This is a genomic window from Vibrio sp. 10N.286.52.F8, assembly GCF_041468745.1.
Lineage (GTDB): Bacteria > Pseudomonadota > Gammaproteobacteria > Enterobacterales > Vibrionaceae > Vibrio > Vibrio crassostreae_C.
Genome location: NZ_JBFRJF010000031.1, coordinates 28,796 through 48,305, shown reverse-complemented (window position 1 = coordinate 48,305; position 19,510 = coordinate 28,796). Strand labels below are relative to the sequence as shown.

Annotated in this window: 15 protein-coding genes; 11 read left to right on the top strand and 4 right to left on the bottom strand. The window is 45.6% G+C overall.

Annotation, left to right across the window (positions count from 1 at the left end; genetic code table 11):
* The first annotated feature begins 88 nt into the window (after positions 1-88).
* Positions 89-2,272, top strand: a complete 2,184-nt coding sequence (locus tag AB4133_RS15210; protein WP_372224940.1) for a malate synthase G — start codon at positions 89-91, stop codon at positions 2,270-2,272.
* 211 nt (positions 2,273-2,483) lie between these two features.
* Here AB4133_RS15210 and AB4133_RS15205 read toward each other — a convergent pair whose 3' ends face one another.
* Both AB4133_RS15205 and AB4133_RS15200 read right to left on the bottom strand, forming a co-directional pair.
* Complete coding sequence (locus AB4133_RS15205; RefSeq protein ID WP_372224938.1) at positions 2,484-3,911, bottom strand: NAD-dependent succinate-semialdehyde dehydrogenase; 1,428 nt, start codon at positions 3,909-3,911, stop codon at positions 2,484-2,486.
* Between the two features lie 94 nt (positions 3,912-4,005).
* Positions 4,006-4,794 carry an IclR family transcriptional regulator gene (locus AB4133_RS15200; protein ID WP_372224936.1) on the bottom strand — a complete coding sequence of 263 codons (789 nt, stop codon included), beginning with the start codon at positions 4,792-4,794 and terminating at the stop codon, positions 4,006-4,008.
* Between the two features lie 153 nt (positions 4,795-4,947).
* Here AB4133_RS15200 and pta point away from each other — a divergent pair, with 153 nt between their 5' ends.
* The gene (gene pta / locus AB4133_RS15195) at positions 4,948-6,021 is read left to right on the top strand and encodes a phosphate acetyltransferase (protein ID WP_108202998.1); all 1,074 of its coding nucleotides are present in this window, start codon (positions 4,948-4,950) and stop codon (positions 6,019-6,021) included.
* 66 nt (positions 6,022-6,087) lie between these two features.
* Positions 6,088-6,852, top strand: a complete 765-nt coding sequence (locus AB4133_RS15190; RefSeq protein WP_108202999.1) for a sulfite exporter TauE/SafE family protein — start codon at positions 6,088-6,090, stop codon at positions 6,850-6,852.
* Between the two features lie 84 nt (positions 6,853-6,936).
* On the opposite strand, the gene AB4133_RS15185 is transcribed toward AB4133_RS15190, so the two are convergent.
* Positions 6,937-8,655: a cobaltochelatase CobT-related protein gene (locus AB4133_RS15185; protein WP_108203000.1), complete on the bottom strand. Its 1,719-nt coding sequence runs from the start codon at positions 8,653-8,655 to the stop codon at positions 6,937-6,939.
* A gap of 3 nt (positions 8,656-8,658) precedes the next feature.
* A complete protein-coding gene (locus AB4133_RS15180) occupies positions 8,659-9,642 on the bottom strand; it encodes an AAA family ATPase (RefSeq protein ID WP_372224933.1) in 984 nt (327 codons plus the stop codon).
* A 262-nt stretch (positions 9,643-9,904) separates the two neighbouring features.
* Here AB4133_RS15180 and xsc point away from each other — a divergent pair, with 262 nt between their 5' ends.
* The 8 genes from xsc to AB4133_RS15140 all read left to right on the top strand — a co-directional run bounded on the left by xsc (position 9,905) and on the right by AB4133_RS15140 (position 19,310).
* Positions 9,905-11,716, top strand: coding sequence for a sulfoacetaldehyde acetyltransferase (gene xsc / locus AB4133_RS15175; protein ID WP_372224931.1), 1,812 nt, complete (start codon positions 9,905-9,907; stop codon positions 11,714-11,716).
* A 425-nt stretch (positions 11,717-12,141) separates the two neighbouring features.
* Complete coding sequence (locus AB4133_RS15170) at positions 12,142-12,957, top strand: FRG domain-containing protein (protein ID WP_108223884.1); 816 nt, start codon at positions 12,142-12,144, stop codon at positions 12,955-12,957.
* 264 nt (positions 12,958-13,221) lie between these two features.
* Positions 13,222-13,659, top strand: a complete 438-nt coding sequence (locus AB4133_RS15165) for a nuclear transport factor 2 family protein (RefSeq protein WP_102481782.1) — start codon at positions 13,222-13,224, stop codon at positions 13,657-13,659.
* Positions 13,660-13,707: 48 nt separating this feature from the next.
* Positions 13,708-15,174: an FAD-binding oxidoreductase gene (locus AB4133_RS15160; RefSeq protein WP_108223883.1), complete on the top strand. Its 1,467-nt coding sequence runs from the start codon at positions 13,708-13,710 to the stop codon at positions 15,172-15,174.
* Between the two features lie 117 nt (positions 15,175-15,291).
* On the top strand, positions 15,292-16,293 hold the full coding sequence (locus AB4133_RS15155; protein ID WP_054541836.1) for a TRAP transporter substrate-binding protein: 1,002 nt from the start codon (positions 15,292-15,294) through the stop codon (positions 16,291-16,293).
* Between the two features lie 164 nt (positions 16,294-16,457).
* Positions 16,458-17,000 (top strand): TRAP transporter small permease, encoded by a 543-nt coding sequence (locus AB4133_RS15150; RefSeq protein ID WP_009845769.1) that lies wholly within the window; start codon positions 16,458-16,460, stop codon positions 16,998-17,000.
* A gap of 37 nt (positions 17,001-17,037) precedes the next feature.
* Positions 17,038-18,378, top strand: coding sequence for a TRAP transporter large permease (locus AB4133_RS15145; protein ID WP_004731904.1), 1,341 nt, complete (start codon positions 17,038-17,040; stop codon positions 18,376-18,378).
* 11 nt (positions 18,379-18,389) lie between these two features.
* On the top strand, positions 18,390-19,310 hold the full coding sequence (locus AB4133_RS15140; RefSeq protein WP_102457745.1) for a cache domain-containing protein: 921 nt from the start codon (positions 18,390-18,392) through the stop codon (positions 19,308-19,310).
* The last annotated feature ends 200 nt before the right edge of the window (positions 19,311-19,510 follow it).

Genomic DNA, 19,510 nt, shown 5'->3' with positions numbered 1-19,510 from the left:
CCGTTAAGTAAGTTTAAGTCAGTAAAGTAAATTTGAGCTAGTCACGAAAATTTATTGAGTAGCCATAAATTAGTTTGAGAGAGATTTTATGAGCAGTCGTATTCAACAGGGAAGCTTGAACATTGATAGCACCCTCTACCAATTAATTAATGAGCAGGTGATTCCTGGAACAGGCATTGTCGCTGAAGACTTTTGGCAATCATTTGCAACCATCCTTGAAGATTTGGCTCCAAAAAATCGCGCATTGCTTATCAAGCGTGAAGATCTTCAACATCAAATTGACGTTTGGCACCAAGAGCGTGCTGGGCAAACGCTAGATGCTGTGGAGTACAAACAGTTCTTACAGCAGATCGGTTATTTGGTTCCTGAAGGCGATGACTTTCAAGTGACGACAGCGAGCGTAGAGCCTGAGATCGCAACACAAGCAGGGCCGCAGCTTGTGGTGCCAATCATGAACGCACGTTTTGCACTTAACGCAGCCAATGCGCGTTGGGGCAGCCTATATGATGCGCTCTACGGAACGGACGTGATCAGTGAAAGTGATGGCGCGGAAAAGGGCGGAAGCTTTAACCCAGCCCGTGGCGCTAAAGTAGTGACTTATGCTCGCGAGTTCCTTGATGACGCAGCGCCATTAAACGGCGTCTCCCATAAAGACGTCACCAAATACAGCATCAGTAACGCTAGCATCGGCAATAAATTAATAGCGACACTCGATAACGGCGAAGAAGTCACTCTCATTGATAGCGACCAGTTCATTGGCTATCAAGGTGACGCAAGTTCCCCTTCGTGCATTCTTCTTAAACACAATAATCTGCACATCGAAATTCAAATTGACCCGAGCGCACCGATTGGTAGCGTCGATGTGGCGGGAATTAAAGATGTATTAGTCGAAGCCGCTCTAACAACCATTATGGATTGCGAAGACTCGGTTGCTGCAGTTGATGGTGAAGACAAAGCATTGGCTTACCGTAACTGGTTAGGCTTGATGAAAGGTGATCTACAAGAATCACTAGAGAAAAACGGCAAAACCATTGTTCGTAACCTTAACCCAGATCGCCAATACACCAGCGTGACGGGTGGTGAGATTTCACTAAAAGGCCGCAGCATGTTGTTCATCCGTAATGTTGGCCACCTGATGACCAACCCTGCGATTATTGATGCCGAAGGCAATGAAGTGCCTGAAGGCATTATGGATGGCATGATCACTTCGCTAATCGCGATGCATGATTTAAAAGGCAACAGTGCTTACCAAAACTCGACCGCGAACAGCATCAATATTGTAAAACCTAAGATGCATGGTCCTGAAGAAGTCGCGTTCACCAATGAGCTGTTTGGTCGCATTGAAGATGCATTAGGGCTAGATCGATTCACGATCAAAGTTGGCATCATGGACGAAGAGCGTCGTACTTCGGTTAACCTTAAAGAATGTATTCGAGCGGCTAAAGATCGTGTTGTGTTCATCAACACAGGTTTCTTAGACCGAACGGGTGATGAGATTCACACCAGTATGGAAGCGGGACCATTCGCTCCTAAAACACAGCTGAAAACCATGACTTGGATTGGCGCATACGAAGATCAAAACGTTGATCTTGGCTTAGCTTGTGGCCTGCAAGGTAAAGCCCAGATTGGTAAAGGTATGTGGCCAGAGCCAGACAACATGGCGAAGATGATGGATGCGAAAATCGGACATCCACAAGCGGGTGCTAATACTGCTTGGGTTCCTTCTCCAACCGCCGCGACTTTGCACGCGCTGCACTATCACAAGGTGAGTGTACTAAGCCGTCAGAAAGAGCTTCGTGAGCGAGTGAGAGCCAATGTTGATGATATTCTTACTATCCCGCTACTGGGCAACCAAAAGCTGACTGCGCAAGATATTCAAAGTGAACTGGATAACAACACACAAGGTATTCTGGGGTACGTGGTTCGTTGGATTGATCAAGGCGTTGGTTGTTCGAAGGTACCTGATATTAACGATGTCGGCTTGATGGAAGACCGAGCGACGCTGCGTATTTCAAGCCAGCACATTGCAAACTGGTTACGCCATGGCATTTGCGATGAAGACCAAGTTATGAAAACAATGAAGCGCATGGCTGCTGTTGTTGATGATCAAAACGCTGGGGATCCAAGCTACCAGAATATGGCGCCTAATTTTGAAAACAGCATTGCATTTTCAGCGGCGTGCCAGTTGGTATTCGAAGGGTGTGCTCAGCCGAGCGGTTACACCGAGCCAGTGCTGCATGCTATGCGTCTAAAGCTGAAAGCGCAGGGATAGAGAAGCAACCCAATAACAAAAACAGAGAATGTAAAATACTAAAAAAAAGAAACCCCCTTTAACCGAGCCCAAGGTGCCGCGCTTTTATAGCGCGGCTTTTTTTTGATTCATTTTTGTGAAGGGAAAGGTGGAAAGTGGGTCAGGTTAGTGATCACTAAGACTTAATTATTTCCGAGCCCTAATCACTGCCAGAACTTAGTTACTACCAACCTTATTTTCCGCCAAAGCAAAGATACTTAATGTCCATGTACTCATCGATGCCTTCTTTCGCACCTTCACGGCCAATACCTGATTGTTTCACGCCACCGAAAGGCGCGACTTCGGTTGAGATCAGGCCATCATTAATACCCACCATACCGTACTCAAGTGCCTCTGCGATGTTCCATACTCGATGAATGTTCTGACTGTAGAAGTACGACGCTAATCCATAAATGGTATCGTTGGCCATCTCGATAAGCTCTTCGTCCGTGTCGAATTTCATCACAGGCGCGACTGGGCCAAAGATCTCTTGTTGAACGATGTCCATGCTGTGTTTTACATCTTTAAGAACAACAGGCTGAATGAAAAGCCCATTAAGCTCCTGAGTTGGCGTGACAGGCGCAGCACCTTGTTCAATCGCTCGGTTTATCAAAGCTTGGATGTTGTTCTTCGCATTCAGGCTGACAACAGGTCCAATCGTGACACCCTCATCTAAACCGTTACCAATCTTAAGCTGCTGAACCGCTTGATCGAATTTAGCCACAAACTCATCGTACACTTTACTGTGAACGTAGAATCGGTTCGCACAGACACATGTTTGACCTGCATTACGGAACTTCGACGCCATTGCGCCTTGAACGGCCGCGTCGATGTCAGCATCGTCAAACACAATAAAAGGTGCATTGCCACCAAGCTCCATAGAGGTGCGTTTGATGCCTTTTGCCGCTTGAGCCATCAAGATACTGCCCACTCGAGTAGAGCCAGTGAAAGAGATTTTTTTGATAAGCGGATGCGAAGTGAATAGGTTGCCCACTTGTTCAGGGCTTTCACCAAGCACCACTTGAAGTAGATCTTTAGGGATACCCGCTTGATAAGCCAGTTCAACCACAGCAAACGCGGAAAGCGGTGTCTCATCCGAAGGTTTCACGACAAAGCTACAACCCGCAGCTAAGGCAGGAGCCGCTTTACGAGTGATCATTGCAATAGGGAAGTTCCATGGCGTAATCGCGCACGCCACTCCGATCGGTTGCTTGATGGTCACCAAACGTTTGCCTGCGACTGTGCTAGGAATGGAATCACCATAAGTGCGCTTCGCTTCTTCTGCAAACCACTCAATGAAGCTCGCGCCATACACCACTTCGCCTGTCGCTTCGGCTAACGGCTTACCCTGTTCCATTGTCATGATTCGAGCAAGGTCATCTTTGTTTTCAAGGATCAGCTGGTGCCAGCGATGAAGCAGTGCAGCACGAGATTTAGCAGGAATTTTTGCCCACTCTTTCTGTGCTACATGAGCTCGTTCAATCGCGCTCGCTAACTCTGTTTTTGATGATACCGGTGCGTGCCCGATGAGTTCACCCGTTGCTGGATTGGTCACGGCAACCGCGTTGTTCGCTTCTGTCACCATAAAAGAGAGTAAGCGCTGGTTATCAATGTTTAGCATCGTGATTCCTTTGTCGTGATTACTTTAGACGTGTTGCTGATGTTATTGAGTTGATGTCTATGCAGTGCTGATGATTCGCTTTAGCCTGCCAAGGTTACTCTTGCGCCCAGTTGTCTGCTTCTATCTTCGCTAATGCTTTTGCTGCTTTTTGAAGTGCGGGCAAGAATTTTATTGCTTCGTCCGGTTTCACTCGAATTACAGGCGCTTGTATCGCTAGGCCGAGGTTTGATTGACCTGTTGGTGAGGGTATCAGCACGGCGATACAGACTAAGCCCGGCAAAAACTCTTCGTCATCAATCGCAAAGCCTTGGATTTTAGCTTCTTCGATGTCTTTCTCTAACATCGAATAGTCTGTAATGGTGTTCACTGTGTATTGAGTCAGTGGCACATTTTCAATTAATCGTCTGCGCTGTGACTTAGACATGTGCGCCAAAAACAGTTTTCCGCTTGCTGAGCAATGTACTGGGACGCGAGAGCCTGGGTGTAGATGAAAACGAAGGGGTGCTTCAGTTTCTGCGCGATCAAGATAGATGATCTCGCCACTTGATAGCGCCGTTAGGTTACAGCTTTCACCAACTTCTGCTCTCAGGTTTTCAAGAATAGTGCGTCGGGCACTGTGCATGGTGCTATTCAACAATAGGTTTTCGGCAAGTTTTCTGAGTCGAATACCTGAGCTGTAGTGCTTCTCATCGCCGTCTCTTTGAATAATGCCTGCCGCTTCTAACTGCTGAAGCATTCGGTGCAGCGTAGGTTTTGGCAGTCCAGTTTCTTCGACTAATCCTTGAAGAGAAATAAACTCGTCTTTTTGCGCTATCACCTCTAATAGTGCAAAAAGTCGGAGAGTCGGTGTATCCCCTTGAACTGGTGGTGTTTCTGTTTGCATATAATGATCCATCCTTGCGATATGTCTATGCTTAAGAGTGTACATACCAAATCATTATTCTTCAATTATCTGAATAAAATTTGACCTTTTTTATTATTTCAATAATATAAATATAAATTATGGAACAATTAATCTCAATAAATGGAATTTAAGATGAAGGCGATTGAACGGATTATTGACAAGGCTCACTTAGATCGTAAGCGAGTGGTTTTGAGTGAAGCTGAGGACCCGCGAGTGCTAGCAGCCGCAAGAATGGCGATAGACAAACAGCTCGCTTACATCACCCTAGTCGGGGATGAACCAGCGATCATCGCTGCTGCAGAAGTGCATCACATTGATCTTGTGGGCATTCATATTATTTCCCCACAGGCGTCATCACTCAAAGAAGTCCTCGCTGAGCGGTTGTATACATTAAGAAAAGCGAAAGGTATGACTTACGATGATGCGATAGAGCTGGTTCTAGACCCACTCGTTTTTGCCAATTTGATGGTCAGAGAAGGGCTGGTGGATGGCACCGTTAATGGTGCGGTTTATACCACGTCTGATGTGGTGCGAGCTGCGCTTCAGATTATCGGCCCTGCGCCAGACAGTGAATTGGTGTCCAGTTTCTTTCTGATGATGTTGTGTGAGCCTTTCCATAATCTTAAAGGCGGCATGATTTTCAGTGACTGTGGTTTGGTGATTAACCCCAATGAAACCGAGCTAGCATCGATTGCAGTGGCCGCATCAAACAGCGCTCAAACGCTACTGATGGAAGAACCTAAAGTCGCAATGCTGTCGTTTTCGACCAACGGCAGTGCCAAGCACGAATCGGTCGATAAGGTTCGTAACGCGGCTCAACTCGTGAAACAGCGTTGTCCCGGAATCGCCGTCGATCAGGATGTTCAACTCGATGCCGCGATTGTCACTGAGATTGCCGCGAAGAAGCTGCCAGATTCAGAGGTGAAAGGTCAATCGAACGTGTTGATATTCCCCAATTTAGAAGCCGGTAATATTGGTTATAAGCTTGCGGAAAGATTAGGCGGGGCAGTTGCGATTGGTCCACTGTTACAAGGGTTGAATCAACCTGCGAATGACTTATCAAGAGGGTGTAACGCACAAGACATCTTTAATGTGATCGCGGTGACCGCGGTACAAGCGCAGCAAGGAAAAACAGCAAATTCAAAGACTGACGTGGCGGCTGATTCTGAAAAAAGAGATGAATCGACATTTGATTTTAGATACTAAAATCTAGCTCCTGAAGCTGATACTCACATTTAAATCAACCCCCAAACAACCTAATTAGGATAGCTAATGGAGTTACCTGTTTTACTCGCCATTCTTACCACTATTGCGGTAGGTACCTATTTTCAAACTGTCACTGGATTTGGCCTCGGTATCATCGTGATTGGTTTAACGGTTAGCCTCAATCTGGTTTCCTTACCCGTTATAGCCGCTGTGGTCAGTATTGTGACCTTGTTCAATTGCTTGGTCGCATTGATGGGTAAGCCACTGCTTGGGGAACTCAAGATTCTGGTGGTGTTGGTCATCGGTATTATTCCCGGCGTTTCGATGGGGGTGTACTTGCTGGACGAGTTAAGCGATTCGGCAACGCATATTCTTCGAGGACTATTAGGTGCGATGGTGCTATTCGCAGGTTTGAGTTTTATGTTCAAACCTAAAACCAGAAAGGATCGCTCGGCAACCGTATCTTTCCTTGTCTCAGGCTTTAGCTCTGGGTTAGCGGGTGGGTTGTTTGGGATGGCAGGTCCACCGATTGTTTATCATCTTTATCGGCAGCCTTTTACGCTCGATCTGGTGCGAAGCACACTGCTGATGGTTTTCGCTTGTACGTCGATGTCGCGTACTGTCAATGTCTACGCTGCAGGCGACATGGAACAGAGGATACTGTGGTTATCTGCTATTGCTGTTCCCTTGGTAGCGCTTGTCACGATGTTTGCTCGACGTTTCCCACCGCCGTTGTCTAATGATCAACTCAGAAAGTTAGTGTTTATTGTGTTGATGTTGATTGGTGGGTACTTGATGGCGGTCTCTGTATGGTCGTTGTTTTTGGCTTAGAACGTTTTCTTTATCAAAATTACCTTTGAAGGAGGAGGGCTTGATTCTCGTTTAATGCTTGATGACACCCTCCTCAATGACACGTCAGCGCTTTAGCATCTCAAAGATGTTCCTAGATAACCCGAACAAGCAGCTCTCTTGTACGTCCAAGGTAATGTTGTTGCGGTAATATGGGCTCAAATCCACTCCCATCCCCACGCCATGAATCTCAATTCCGTTTTTGGTCGACTCACGTTCAATCACTTGTTTGAGGTGGTTATCCAAATAGAACTGATCGTTGGCAGTGCTGGTGGCGGTATCCATTGGGCAGCCGTCTGAGAACACGATCAAAACCTTTCGTTGAGCAGCGTGCTGTTGCAACCGCTGGCTCGCGAACTGTACCGCTTCGCCATCAATCCCTTCTTTAAAGACGTCTGCTTTACGAAGACTCGCAATACCAAGGCGAGATCGTCTCCAATGCGTATCAAAATCCTTAAACACGATGTGCCGAACTTCGTTCAAGCGGCCTGGGTGCTTTGGTTGGCCTTGTTTAAGCCACTGTCGATAGACCTTACCACCGTTCCAGTTGTTGGTAGTGAAGCCAATGATCTCAAATGGGATATCAGCCAATCCTACGGATTTGAGAATGGTGTCCATCAGCAGACTTAGTTTGTGACTGTGCTTTTGCATTGAACCTGAACAATCCATCAAAAACGTGATAGCACATTGATGAGATGCACCGATATCAGGTTGATAAAAGACAGTGCGATCCAATGGCGAAGTGATGAGCTTGGTTATGGTGGTGGCGTTAACAATGCCTTCTTCTAAATGGTCCTGACGTCGGTTCGTTTGTGGAGTGGCAACAAAGCGAGTGAGCATCGCGGCTAAACGGCGAGTGTTGACTTGTCTCGCCATGATGTCATCGGTGAGCTTTTGTCTCAGTTCGAGTAATAGGGCGCGCCTGACGAGTTTGTCTGCCGCGATGACTTGATCCAATTCTGAATTAAAGACCTGATAATTTGCACCCGACAGCTCGAATACCTTGCTACTGCCTGTGATGTCGGTATCGACGTCTTCATCTTGAATGTCTCCATCAACAATCAAGGCAAGCTGCGCAAGGATCTTGATGTCTTCTTCAACCGTTGGCGTGGGCGAGTTATCACTTTCTTGTTCCTGGGTTATTAACTCTTGTGCAAGCGCTGCAAGCTCATTGGCGCTGTGTGCAAATGACTCTTGGTCGGTTCTATGTTGCTTTAAGTGCTTCAGGCTGTGCCCAAAAGTAGGCACGATGCCGGCGCGAGTCGATTCAATGGTTTCAGCGATAGGCTCAGAAACGGGAACACCGGTTAAACGGGTGTGGATGACCTGCATCAGTGTAAACAGCAACATGCCTATTCGTGATTCGGTAAAGCCATTTTGATGATATTGGTCGCTCCAATACGCAAAGTTGAATTGGATGCTGGTGGTCACGCCTTTTAGATAAGGCGGAACTTGAGATTCAACTCGAACCTGTTCGCAGAAGTCGTAAAGCAGACGTTCTATTTCGTTTTGAGGGCGCAATGAATAATGGAGGTCAGCGTCTGAAAGCAATAGTCGCAGTGCCGATGAATCGATCTTACCTTGCATCGATAGCTTGCTGCTTTTTAGCTCGTGGCGAGACACAAAGGTGAGATCGTTAGTATGTGCTGACTGGTAATAACAGGGCTTATTGCCTTTATAGAGACGTTCTCCCCGATAGTTCAGATTGAGTTCACCACTGATTGCTCTGGCGACAGACACACCAATATCGAGGATCTTTTTCTGCTGGGAAGAAACATTGGCCATGGTTTACGACTCCGAGTGCGAATAGTTTTGAGTATGCGTTTCCAAGGCTTCACCAAAGCAACGGAAATAGTATTCGCTAACCAGTTCTTTTTCTTCGTCTTCACAGCGATTTAAAAATGAAAGCCTAAATGCGGTCGCTACATCGTCGAATATTTGGATGTTTTCAGCCCAAGTGAGCACCGTTCGCGGAGACATCACAGTCGAAAGGTCGCCAGCCCGAAACCCGTTACGCGTTAATCCTGCGGTAGCGATCATTTTCTCGACCAGTTGTCGGCCACTTTCATTATTCAGCTCTGGAAGCTTAGATAACACGATCTTGGTTTCATGTTGTGGGTCTAAATAGTTGAGCGTAGCGATGATGTTCCATCTATCTAACTGACTGTGGTTAAGCACTTGAGTACCCGAATACAAACCTGAAAAATTACCCAAGCCAAGCGTGTTGCACGTAGCAAACAGGCGGAAAGAAGGGTGGGGAGTGATCACGCGGTTTTGCTCGAGAGAAGTGTATTTGCCGTCTTGCTCTAAGAGTTGCTGAATCACAAACATCACATCAGGTCGACCCGCGTCGTATTCGTCCAATACCAATGCGATGGGTTGCTGGATACTTTGTGGAAGAATGCCTTCCTTAAACTCTGTCACTTGCATTCCATCTTTAATGACGATGCTATCTTTGCCAATGAAATCCAATCGGCTTAAGTGCCCATCTAGGTTGATCCTCAAGCATGGCCAGTTCAATCTCGCGGCAATTTGTTCAATGTGAGAAGACTTGCCCGTCCCGTGCGTACCTTGTATCAAGGTGCGACGATTTGAAGTGAACCCCGCCAATATGGCCAGCGTCACTTCAGGATCAAAACAGTAGTTAGGATCGATTTTTGGCACATACTCTCCCGCATGTTCAAACGCCATCACCGTTAGGTTGCTGTCGATGCCAAAGCACTCTCTTACACTTACTTGTCGCGTTGGTATCAATTCCGACTCTTTCATCATTCTTCCCTCTATATAACCCATTACTTGTCGCAGCTATTGCGCTATGTCGTCGATTATTAACAGCTCAACCTAAGTTAACGGCACTTTTTGTACGAAAAACTACCAATAATGTGATCTAGTTTTATTAATTGGAATGAATTGTTCCAATTTAATATAAAAAGTTGACGCGCAAAAATTCTACTACTAAGGTGAAATTGAATTCGAAAAAGAGACAATTCATTCCGAAAAATGAAATTTTGATCAACTCAAGGAGAATGGAAGAATGAGCGAGCAAGAAAAACGTACGGTTGTTTCCGGCACAGTAACAATGACACCATCAGAAGCGTTCGTTGAAACTATGGTTGCTAATGATGTTACCGACATGTTCGGCATCATGGGGTCAGCATTTATGGACGCAATGGATATCTTTGCTCCTGCTGGCATTCGATTGGTCCCAGTAGTACACGAGCAAGGCGCTGCCCACATGGCAGATGGTTACTCTCGTGTATCTGGTCGCCACGGTGTGGTTATCGGGCAGAATGGCCCAGGTATCAGTAACTGTGTAACAGCAATTGCAGCTGCGTTCTGGGCACATAGCCCGGTCGTCATTGTGACGCCAGAGACAGGCACTAAAACAATGGGCTTAGGTGGTTTCCAAGAATGTAACCAGCTTCCAATGTTCCAAGAGTTTACTAAGTATCAAGGACACGTAACGCACCCAGATCGTATGGCGGAATACACAGGTCGATGCTTCGACCGTGCGATTAGTGAAATGGGTCCAACTCAACTGAACATTCCACGTGACTATTTCTACGGTGAAACTCAAACCGAGATCCCTAAACCCGCGCGTTTAGACCGTGGTCCAGGTGGTGAAAAATCTCTAAATGAAGCAGCAGACCTGATTGCTGACGCGAAATTCCCAGTCATCATTTCTGGTGGCGGCGTGGTAATGGCTGATGCCGTTCAAGAGTGTGCGGCATTAGCAGAAAGACTGGGTGCTCCTGTTGTGAACAGCTACCTGCACAATGACTCGTTCCCTGCTAGTCACCCATTATGGTGTGGTCCTTTAGGCTACCAAGGTTCGAAAGCAGCAATGAAGTTGATGGCTCAAGCGGATGTGGTTATCGCTTTGGGTACACGTCTTGGTCCATTCGGTACCTTGCCTCAACATGGTATGGACTACTGGCCGAAGAACGCGAAAATCATTCAGATTGATGCCGACAACAAGATGCTAGGTCTGGTTAAGAAGATTTCAGTTGGTATCTGTGGTGATGCGAAAGCAGCTGCGGTTGCTCTATCTGAAAGATTGGAAGGCCGTGCATTGTTGTGTGATGACAATAAAGGCGCTCGTCAAGACACGGTCGCAACAGAGAAAGCACTTTGGGAAAAAGAGCTTGATGAGTGGACACACGAACGTGACTCGTTCAGCTTGGATATGATTGAAGAAAACTCACACGAGACTCCGTTCTCTGGTGGTGAATACCTTCACCCGCGCCAAGTATTGCGTGAGCTAGAAAAAGCGATGCCAGAAGACGTAATGGTCTCAACCGATATCGGTAACATCAACTCGGTGGCAAACAGCTACTTACGCTTTGAAAAACCACGTAGTTTCTTTGCGGCAATGAGTTTTGGTAACTGTGGTTACGCGTTCCCGACCATCATTGGCGCGAAAGCAGCAGCACCTCATCGCCCAGCTATCTCTTATGCAGGCGACGGTGCGTGGGGCATGAGCCTGATGGAAACCATGACATGTGTTCGTCATAACATTCCAGTGACAGCCGTGGTATTCCACAACCGTCAATGGGGTGCAGAGAAGAAGAACCAAGTCGACTTCTACAACCGACGCTTTGTTGCCGGTGAACTTGAAAACCAAAGCTTTGCAGAGATTGCACGAGCTATGGGCGCTGAAGGTATCACGGTTGATAAGCTAGAAGATGTAGGTCCAACTTTGCAAAAAGCCATCGACATGCAGATGAATGAAGGCAAAACAACCATCATTGAAATCATGTGTACTCAGGAATTGGGCGACCCGTTCCGCCGAGATGCACTATCAACACCGGTTCGTTTCTTAGATAAATATAAAGATTACGTATAAGTCGTAGGAAGTTTGTCCGGCCGCAGATATCTCGAGAGTGTTAGAGAAAGTGCTATCGAGAATGTGGTCGGGCAATACCAACGGGTATTGGCAAGTACTTAGGTGAAGAACGTAAACGCTTAGTTCAATAATTTCCAGTTAAACATTAGAACACTAATTAAATGTTCATTAGGGAAATAAGTGGTTATAGCTATATAAACTTTGTTACTCGTTATTATTAATCGACCATTAACTCATAGCTACTTAGTGAATGGCTCTAATACTGATACTTGTTTATGAAGATATATACTTATTATTATTTTAGAAAATACAATAACGACACTCGTTGACTATTGGTCAATCGTTATTATTAGTTGATTTTTATCATCGATTGATAGGGTTGTTGATATTTAGATTTACCGGATTTAAATTAAGTGAATCGTAGTATGCATGTTGTGGAAAATAAATATTATATAAGCTCACTCGAAGAGCTGTATAAAATAATCGATTCACTTATTACAGAGTGTAGTGGGCATCGTGGTTTGATTTATAACGTATGTGATTATGAAAATCATAACCTGATGCCAAGTTTAGGTCGCTCAAATCGAAAGAATATTCGCCGTGTCGAACAAGAGCTTCTTTCGACCGTGAGAGTTTATGGCGGGCATTCGTTGAGTGCACACGAGATAAACGATTGGTTATTGATGTGTTTAGCCAAGAAACAGGGGTTTCCAACCCGTTTACTTGAGTGGACAGATAACCTGGTCAATGCGTTGTGGTCTGTGTGTCATAGCCAAAGCAAAGACTGTATCAATATTATTAAAGCCATTGATTATCATAAGGTTAGTGTTTTTAACTCACCATGTGACCTGAATAGAACTCAGATATTCAATGTGGCTGATTGTGATCAGCAAGAGCAACGAAAGGATAAGTGGTATTCCATTCACCCATTTAAGGAAGGTGGCAATGATGCCATTCAGCCTTTGTACGATGAGAAAGAATATTCAAACGGTCTAGTGTCCGTTCATATTCTTCCATCAGCGAAAGTAAACCTGATAAAGGAATTAACCTCCATGAATGTTTTAAATGAACCGACAAAATATATTGAAGAGAAACTGGCTGATTTGAAAAATGAAGCCCATGTAGATGGTAATCAAGAAATTAATAAAGGTGAGGGTAATATCGAATTACAAGTTAATACTCATGATCGTCAGCTTGAGCAGTATGGCCGAAAGTACCATCAAGATTTTGACTTCGACTAAAGTCTAATATTTCTAATTATTTTATTTAGACCTCGTATAAATCTAGTGAGTGACTGTGTAAATAAAATTAGAACACTAATTAATTTATAAAAAGATGAAATCTGTGAGCTTAAAGATTGTTTATAAAGTAACTCGAAGTTAGAGTGGCGAAGCTTGTTATCAAGTTGTTAAATTTCACAGATCTAGTTTAAACACTCTAATAAAAAAGTGGCGCAAAGCTACTGAAATTTAAACCAATAACGAAAACATAAAGGATTCTGGAATATGAATATGCAAACCAATGCAGCGACATTCGTGCTGGAAAACCAAGTCGACACCGCCTTTTTACAGTCTTTTAGTGATGCATGGAATAACCATGATATTGAAGCGCTAATGTCGTTTATGACCGAAGACTGTGTCTTCCACACCGTGGCAGGAGAAGGCGTACTTGGAAACACTATCGAAGGGTACGAAGCCGTTCGCAATAGCTTTGAATTGGTTTGGCAGAACTTTCCAGATGCAGCCTGGAGTGACCCTGTCCACTTTGTGTGTGGTGACCGCGCAGTAAGCGAATCAACGTTCTCTGCGACTAACCCTGATGGCACCGTCATCGAAGCTCGTATGGTTGATGTGTTTACCCTGAAAGATGGAAAAATCAGCGTAAAAAATGCCTTCCGTAAAACACGACCTCTTTTGACTCCTAACAACACTCCCAAGAGCTAGACACGAAACCAAAATCAGTCCACGTGTTATGACTAGGAGAGTCGAATTATGAGTTTAGTAATGGAACAACCGGCAGCCAATGTGCCGCCAAAGGTGACAAGCACCCAAGCACAAGAAAGTACCCAAGCAAAAGAAAGATACGACCCAAAATACGATCCACTTAAAGACAAGAGCCCAGGTCACGGCAAGGAATACGCCCCGACTTATTGGGTAGATACCGCAGGCGCGCCACCTGAAGATGATGGCCCAATTACATCGGATATGGATGTCGATGTAGCGATAATCGGTTCAGGCTACACAGGCTTAAGCACCGCGATACACCTTGCTGAAATGTACGGTATTAAAGCGACTGTGATTGAAGCTAACCGTATGAGTTGGGGCTGCAGTACCCGGAATGGTGGCCAGGCTCAGTGTGCGTCAGGACGTTTGAAGCGTTCTCAGTGGATTGAACGCTGGGGACTCGAAACCGCGCTAAAAATGCACCGTGAATGCATCGATGGCATGAACACGTTTAAGTCTCTAATCAAAGACATTGATTGTGACCCGCAGCCGGGTGGCCACTTATACGTTGCTCACCGTCCAAAAGTGATGGCAACACTCGAGAAAGAAGCCAAGTTGCTGCGTGACACGTTCGATTACGATGCGCAGATCTTAGATGCGGAAACCGTAAAACGTGATTACGTTGGTGATCAAGAAGCGGCAGGCGCAATGCACGAACCAGAAGGTATTGGCATCCATGCAGGGAAACTGGCGTTTGGTTATCTAAGAAAGGCGAGAGCACTCGGCGTAAAAGTTCACCCAGCAAGCCCTGTTATGGGGTGGGAAACGCGCAACGGTGTGCACTACCTGAAAACACCAGGTGGTGTGGTTAAGGCTCGCTCTGTCGGTGTTTGTACCGGCGGGTATACCAGCCAAGGTTTGCATTCAGAGCTTAAGAATCGCCTATTACCCGTACTTTCTAATTCGATGGTGACTCGTCCGTTAACTCAAGACGAAATCGCCGCGTGTAACTTCAAAACCAACCAGGTGATTACTGATACCAGAATCCTGCGTCATTACTACCGTTTGTTACCCGATAACCGAGTGCAGATAGGTACACGCAGTGCCATCAGTGGCAAGAATGCACCTGAAAAGAAATACGAAGATATGTTGAGAGCGGATTTAACCCGGAAATTCCCTTCTCTCGATCAGATCAAAATCGATTATTCATGGTGGGGTTGGGTGGATGTTAGCCACGACATGATGCCAAGAATCTATCAGCCGAATCCAAAGCAATCCATATTCTACGCACTAGGGTATGGCGGCAATGGTGTGATGTACTCCGCTCAAGCAGGCAAGCGCCTTGCCCAGTGGATCGCAGGTGAAGGTCATAAGCTTGACTTGCCAATATTTGAATCAAAACTTCCGTTCCCCAACGTGAGGGAAGTGGTGGAATCTGAGATGTTTGCACCATTTCGAAGAGTAGGGCAACAGTTCCTTTATCAGTGGTATTCGTTAAAGGATGAAGTGCTTTAGCTACTCGAACATTGTTTCCAAAATAGGGAAATAGAACTACGACCAGGAAAGTTGTACCAGGTCACCTTGTGAGCAAAGTACAGGCAGGAAGTCTGTATGATATGAAAGGTTAAGACTATGAAATTGATTAAAAATAAAATTATTGCTGGCGTCACAATTGTAGCAACAGCGATGCTATCTCATGCCGCGGCAGCAGCAAATTTTAAAATGGCTATCGGCGATGCTGCTGGTGGTACTCAATGGGAATTAGCGACATCATTTTCTGAATTGATGGAGCAAAAAACAGACGGTAAAGTCAAAATCGACCTGTTCCCGAATGGTCAATTGGGCAATGAGCAAGATACCGTGAACGACGCGGCAATCGGCCTTCTCGACTTCTCTGTATTGGCGATCAACAACGTGACGCCTTTCTCTCCTACGGTTGGTCTATTGACCATGCCTTACGTCATTCAAAGTGCAGAAGAAGCGGTGCTATTAACTCAAGGCCAAGTAGGTCAAGACCTTGTCGATAACACGATTCGTGATGCAGGTGTTCGCATCGTAGGTTGGGCTTATTCTGGTTTTAGGGTTCTGACTAACTCGAAAAAATCAGTCGCTTCACCAGCGGATCTAAAAGGGTTAGTGATTCGTGTTCCTCGTAACGAAATTATGATTGCTTCGTACCAAGCATGGGGTGTAAACCCAACACCAATGGCATGGTCAGAGACATTTACTGGCCTGCAGCAAGGTGTGGTTGATGGTCAAGACAACCCATACATCACTGTTCATGCGATGAAGTTCAATGAAGTACAAAAGTACGTAACAAACCTGCGTTACATCTTCTCACTTGAGCCGTTAATCGTCAGTGAAACGGTCTTCCAACAACAGACACCTGAGATGCAAAAGATCATTCTTGAAGCGGGTCAGGAAGCAACAGAACACAGCTTTGCTTATCTAGAGAATACTGAAAACAAGATCCGTGAAGAGCTACAAGCAAAAGGCATGGTATTCACAGACCCAGCAGACAATGAGAAAGAGTGGATCAGCAAGGTAACGAAATCAGTTTGGCCTAAGTTCTATTCAAGCATTGGTGGCAAAGACAAGCTAGACGACGTTCTTGAGTTACTAGGTAGAAAGTAACGATTAGATACGCCCTATCTGCTGTTCTCCGCTACTTAATCACCTAGCGATAGAACAGTGAGATAGGGCATTTACATGGCTTTACTCGTTGATCTGTTTAGTACCTGATCTGCTCAGTACCGCGAGCGACTGGTTGTCATGTGGAAATCAACATTGGAGGTTATATGTCAGTCGCTAAAACTATAAAAAAGCATCTTAACAACATCGAGGAATATACCTGTTGTCTGTTGCTAGCAAGCTTTGTCTTATTACTGTTCACACAAATCCTTACTCGTCAGCTTTTCGATTACTCCATACCTTGGGGTGATGAAGTCGCGACTTACATGTTCGTTTGGTTTGCCTATCTAGGCGCCGTTGTGGCGGCCAAAATGTCGGCGCATAACCGAGTCAGTTTTCACTTCAAGTTCTTCCCTCCGATTGTTCAGACCGTCTGTGAAACCATCGCTGACTTTTTATGGTTGCTGTTCAACGGTTACTTTGTCTATCTCAGTTACGATTTCGTGTTCAACAAAATGAACCTGTTCTGGAAATCTCAAACTACAGGCATCCCAATGAAGTACTTCTATATGATTTTGCCTATCGCGTTTTCGTTGATGATGCTGCGCATTATCTGGAACAACTACGAGCGTTTGTTTAAAGGCGCTAAGAACGAAGATCCAGAAGTCAAAGAACTGCGAAAAATGACGGCACAAAAGTCATCACAGTAGTCGTCACAGAGAATAGCCGTAATAGAGAGATGTAATAATGGAATCCTATTTAACTCTAATTTTATTTGGTGGCTTCTTAACCCTGTTAATTCTGGGTGCACCAATCACAGTATCACTGGCCGGCGCTTCAATGGCGGCCTATATGTTGCTCGACAAAAATCCTATCGCTTTAGTACAAATCGCGTTTACTTCGGTGGGTAACTTCCCGTTAATGGCACTACCAGCCTTTGTTCTTGCTGGCGCACTAATGGAGGCGGCGGGTATCTCCAAACGGTTGGTGGATATAGCCGAGAGTTTAGCCGGCCCTGTGACGGGTGGCCTTGGCGCTGCAACGGTAATGGCGTGTCTTTTCTTTGGAGCTATATCAGGTTCAGGCCCAGCCACGACCGCTGCGGTTGGTATGTTGATGGTACCAGCAATGGTTAAGCGAGATTACGATAAGAGCTACGCCTCCGCAGTAACGGCCGCCTCAGGGGGCTTGGGGATTATCATTCCGCCATCCATCCCGTTAGTTATTTTCGGCATCTCCGCTATGGGATTAATGGCACCGCCAGAGGCCATTGCTCAACACGGACAGTTTGCCTCTTTATCTATTCCAAAACTGTTTGTTGCTGGGGTTGTGCCGGGTTTCATTATGGCGTCGACGCTAGTGGTCACTAACTACTTTATTGCTAAACGTGAAGGTTACAAAGGGCTGACTGAAAACTGGTCATTTGGCGAAGTAAGACACTCTTTGCGTCGTGGTATCTGGTCGATACTGGCTCCGTTTTTGATTCTCGGAGGCATCTACAGCGGCATGTTCACACCAACAGAGTCGGCGGTTGTGGCTATCTTCTATTCACTGTTTGTCGGGGTGTTTATTCACCGAGAGTTATCGTTCAAAAGCACGATTAAATCATTGTCGACAACGACATGGATCACTGGACGTGTGTTGCTGATTCTATTCGCGGCAACGGTATTTGGTCGCTTGTTAATCGAACAAAAAATTCCAGTAGTGGTGGCGGAGTCATTGCTAGGTTTCACTGACAACATGTACATGGTGTGGGCACTGACTATTGTGCTATTGCTTTTCGTTGGCATGTTCATGGAAACGTTAGCCGCGATCATGATTATCGTACCGGTCTTGCTGCCAATCATGTACATGCTAGGCGCAGATCCAACCCACGTAGGTATTGTGGTGGTGTGTACGTTATCGATAGGTTTTGCTACACCGCCGCTCGGTGAAAATATCTTTGTCGCCTCAGGGATAGGCGGAGCCACGGTCGAGCAGATTACCGCGAAGATCCATCCCTTTGTGCTTGCATCCGTTATTGGCGTTTTCGTTATCGCTTTCTTCCCGCAAATTACGCTCTGGCTACCGTCCTTAGTGGGCTATTAGGAGAAGTCACTATGAATATATCAAGAATTATCCTTATTGGTTGTGCCGTATTTGCAGTGATCAGTGGCATTGGACTACGTGCCGAACATTCAGAAACAGCAAAAGAAAACGAGCCAGTTAATGTGCTCGATATTTCAGAGCCACATGTGGTCAGCGATGCTGAAAGAAGAGCCAAAACCTTGCTTGCGAAAGCAGTAGTGCACGTTCAAAAAGAAGGCGATGAAAGCGTTCAAGACTTCATGAGTGATGCCGAATATATAGACGGTGAGCTCTATGTGTTTGCTCTTGGTATTGATGGCCAATTCCTTGCCAGTGGCGGCTCTTCAATGGTGTTGGTGGGCGACAGTGTTTTGGATACTCAAGACGTTTACGGTAATCCCTTTTTCCGTGAAATGATCACTAAGGCTGTGCACAACGGGTTTGGCGAAGTTCAGTACCATTGGACTAATCCGACTGACCGCATGGGCGAGCCTAAAACCACTTTCTTTGAACGTGTGGGTGATGTGATTGTTGCCGTGGGGTATTACCCAGAACGCTCTAGTGCAACAGAAGCTAAGCGATTATTGGCGAGAGCGATGGCCGCGATAGTGGAATCAGAGCAGGACAGTCTCGCGGAGTTCAATGATACCGAAGGCAGCTTTGTTGAGGGAGACTTGTATGTGTTCGTGATGGATATGAGCTCTGGAAAGTTGCTCGCGCACGGTGTATCCCCTGAGCTTGTCGGGCGTTCACACAACGAAATCCTAAGCCCTGACGATAAGCCAATTCTCACTGAGATGTTAAACCTAGCCAAAGAAAATGGCCGAGGCGTTTATACCTATCAATGGTTAAACCCGCTGTCGAGCAAAGTGGAAACCAAGCACACTTATTATCGAGTGATCGACAATAAGTTGGTTGGTGTTGGTTATTACACAAATTCAAACAACACGTAAAAGTGTTTCTACTGAGCCCTCAACCCAGTTAGATAAAGGGCTAGGGGCTCAAAATACCGGTTTGTGTAAAAAAGCAATTTAGTAAAATTAACACTGTGAAATTTTTGTTGTGAAATTGTTTTGAAAATACAAGTAGTATGAAATACATGGAAGCAACACAGTAAAGAACAATTTTGAAAAGGGTCAATCAGGATTTTTGA

Coding starts and splice junctions, on each gene's coding strand:
- AB4133_RS15180 (WP_372224933.1), bottom strand. CDS start 9,642: ATGATGAAAGAGTCGGAATTGATACCAACGCGACAAGTAAGTGTAAGA.
- AB4133_RS15145 (WP_004731904.1), top strand. CDS start 17,038: ATGGAATCCTATTTAACTCTAATTTTATTTGGTGGCTTCTTAACCCTG.
- AB4133_RS15210 (WP_372224940.1), top strand. CDS start 89: ATGAGCAGTCGTATTCAACAGGGAAGCTTGAACATTGATAGCACCCTC.
- AB4133_RS15185 (WP_108203000.1), bottom strand. CDS start 8,655: ATGGCCAATGTTTCTTCCCAGCAGAAAAAGATCCTCGATATTGGTGTG.
- AB4133_RS15205 (WP_372224938.1), bottom strand. CDS start 3,911: ATGCTAAACATTGATAACCAGCGCTTACTCTCTTTTATGGTGACAGAA.
- AB4133_RS15140 (WP_102457745.1), top strand. CDS start 18,390: ATGAATATATCAAGAATTATCCTTATTGGTTGTGCCGTATTTGCAGTG.
- AB4133_RS15170 (WP_108223884.1), top strand. CDS start 12,142: ATGCATGTTGTGGAAAATAAATATTATATAAGCTCACTCGAAGAGCTG.
- AB4133_RS15155 (WP_054541836.1), top strand. CDS start 15,292: ATGAAATTGATTAAAAATAAAATTATTGCTGGCGTCACAATTGTAGCA.
- AB4133_RS15165 (WP_102481782.1), top strand. CDS start 13,222: ATGAATATGCAAACCAATGCAGCGACATTCGTGCTGGAAAACCAAGTC.
- AB4133_RS15190 (WP_108202999.1), top strand. CDS start 6,088: ATGGAGTTACCTGTTTTACTCGCCATTCTTACCACTATTGCGGTAGGT.
- AB4133_RS15150 (WP_009845769.1), top strand. CDS start 16,458: ATGTCAGTCGCTAAAACTATAAAAAAGCATCTTAACAACATCGAGGAA.
- AB4133_RS15160 (WP_108223883.1), top strand. CDS start 13,708: ATGAGTTTAGTAATGGAACAACCGGCAGCCAATGTGCCGCCAAAGGTG.
- AB4133_RS15200 (WP_372224936.1), bottom strand. CDS start 4,794: ATGCAAACAGAAACACCACCAGTTCAAGGGGATACACCGACTCTCCGA.
- xsc (WP_372224931.1), top strand. CDS start 9,905: ATGAGCGAGCAAGAAAAACGTACGGTTGTTTCCGGCACAGTAACAATG.
- pta (WP_108202998.1), top strand. CDS start 4,948: ATGAAGGCGATTGAACGGATTATTGACAAGGCTCACTTAGATCGTAAG.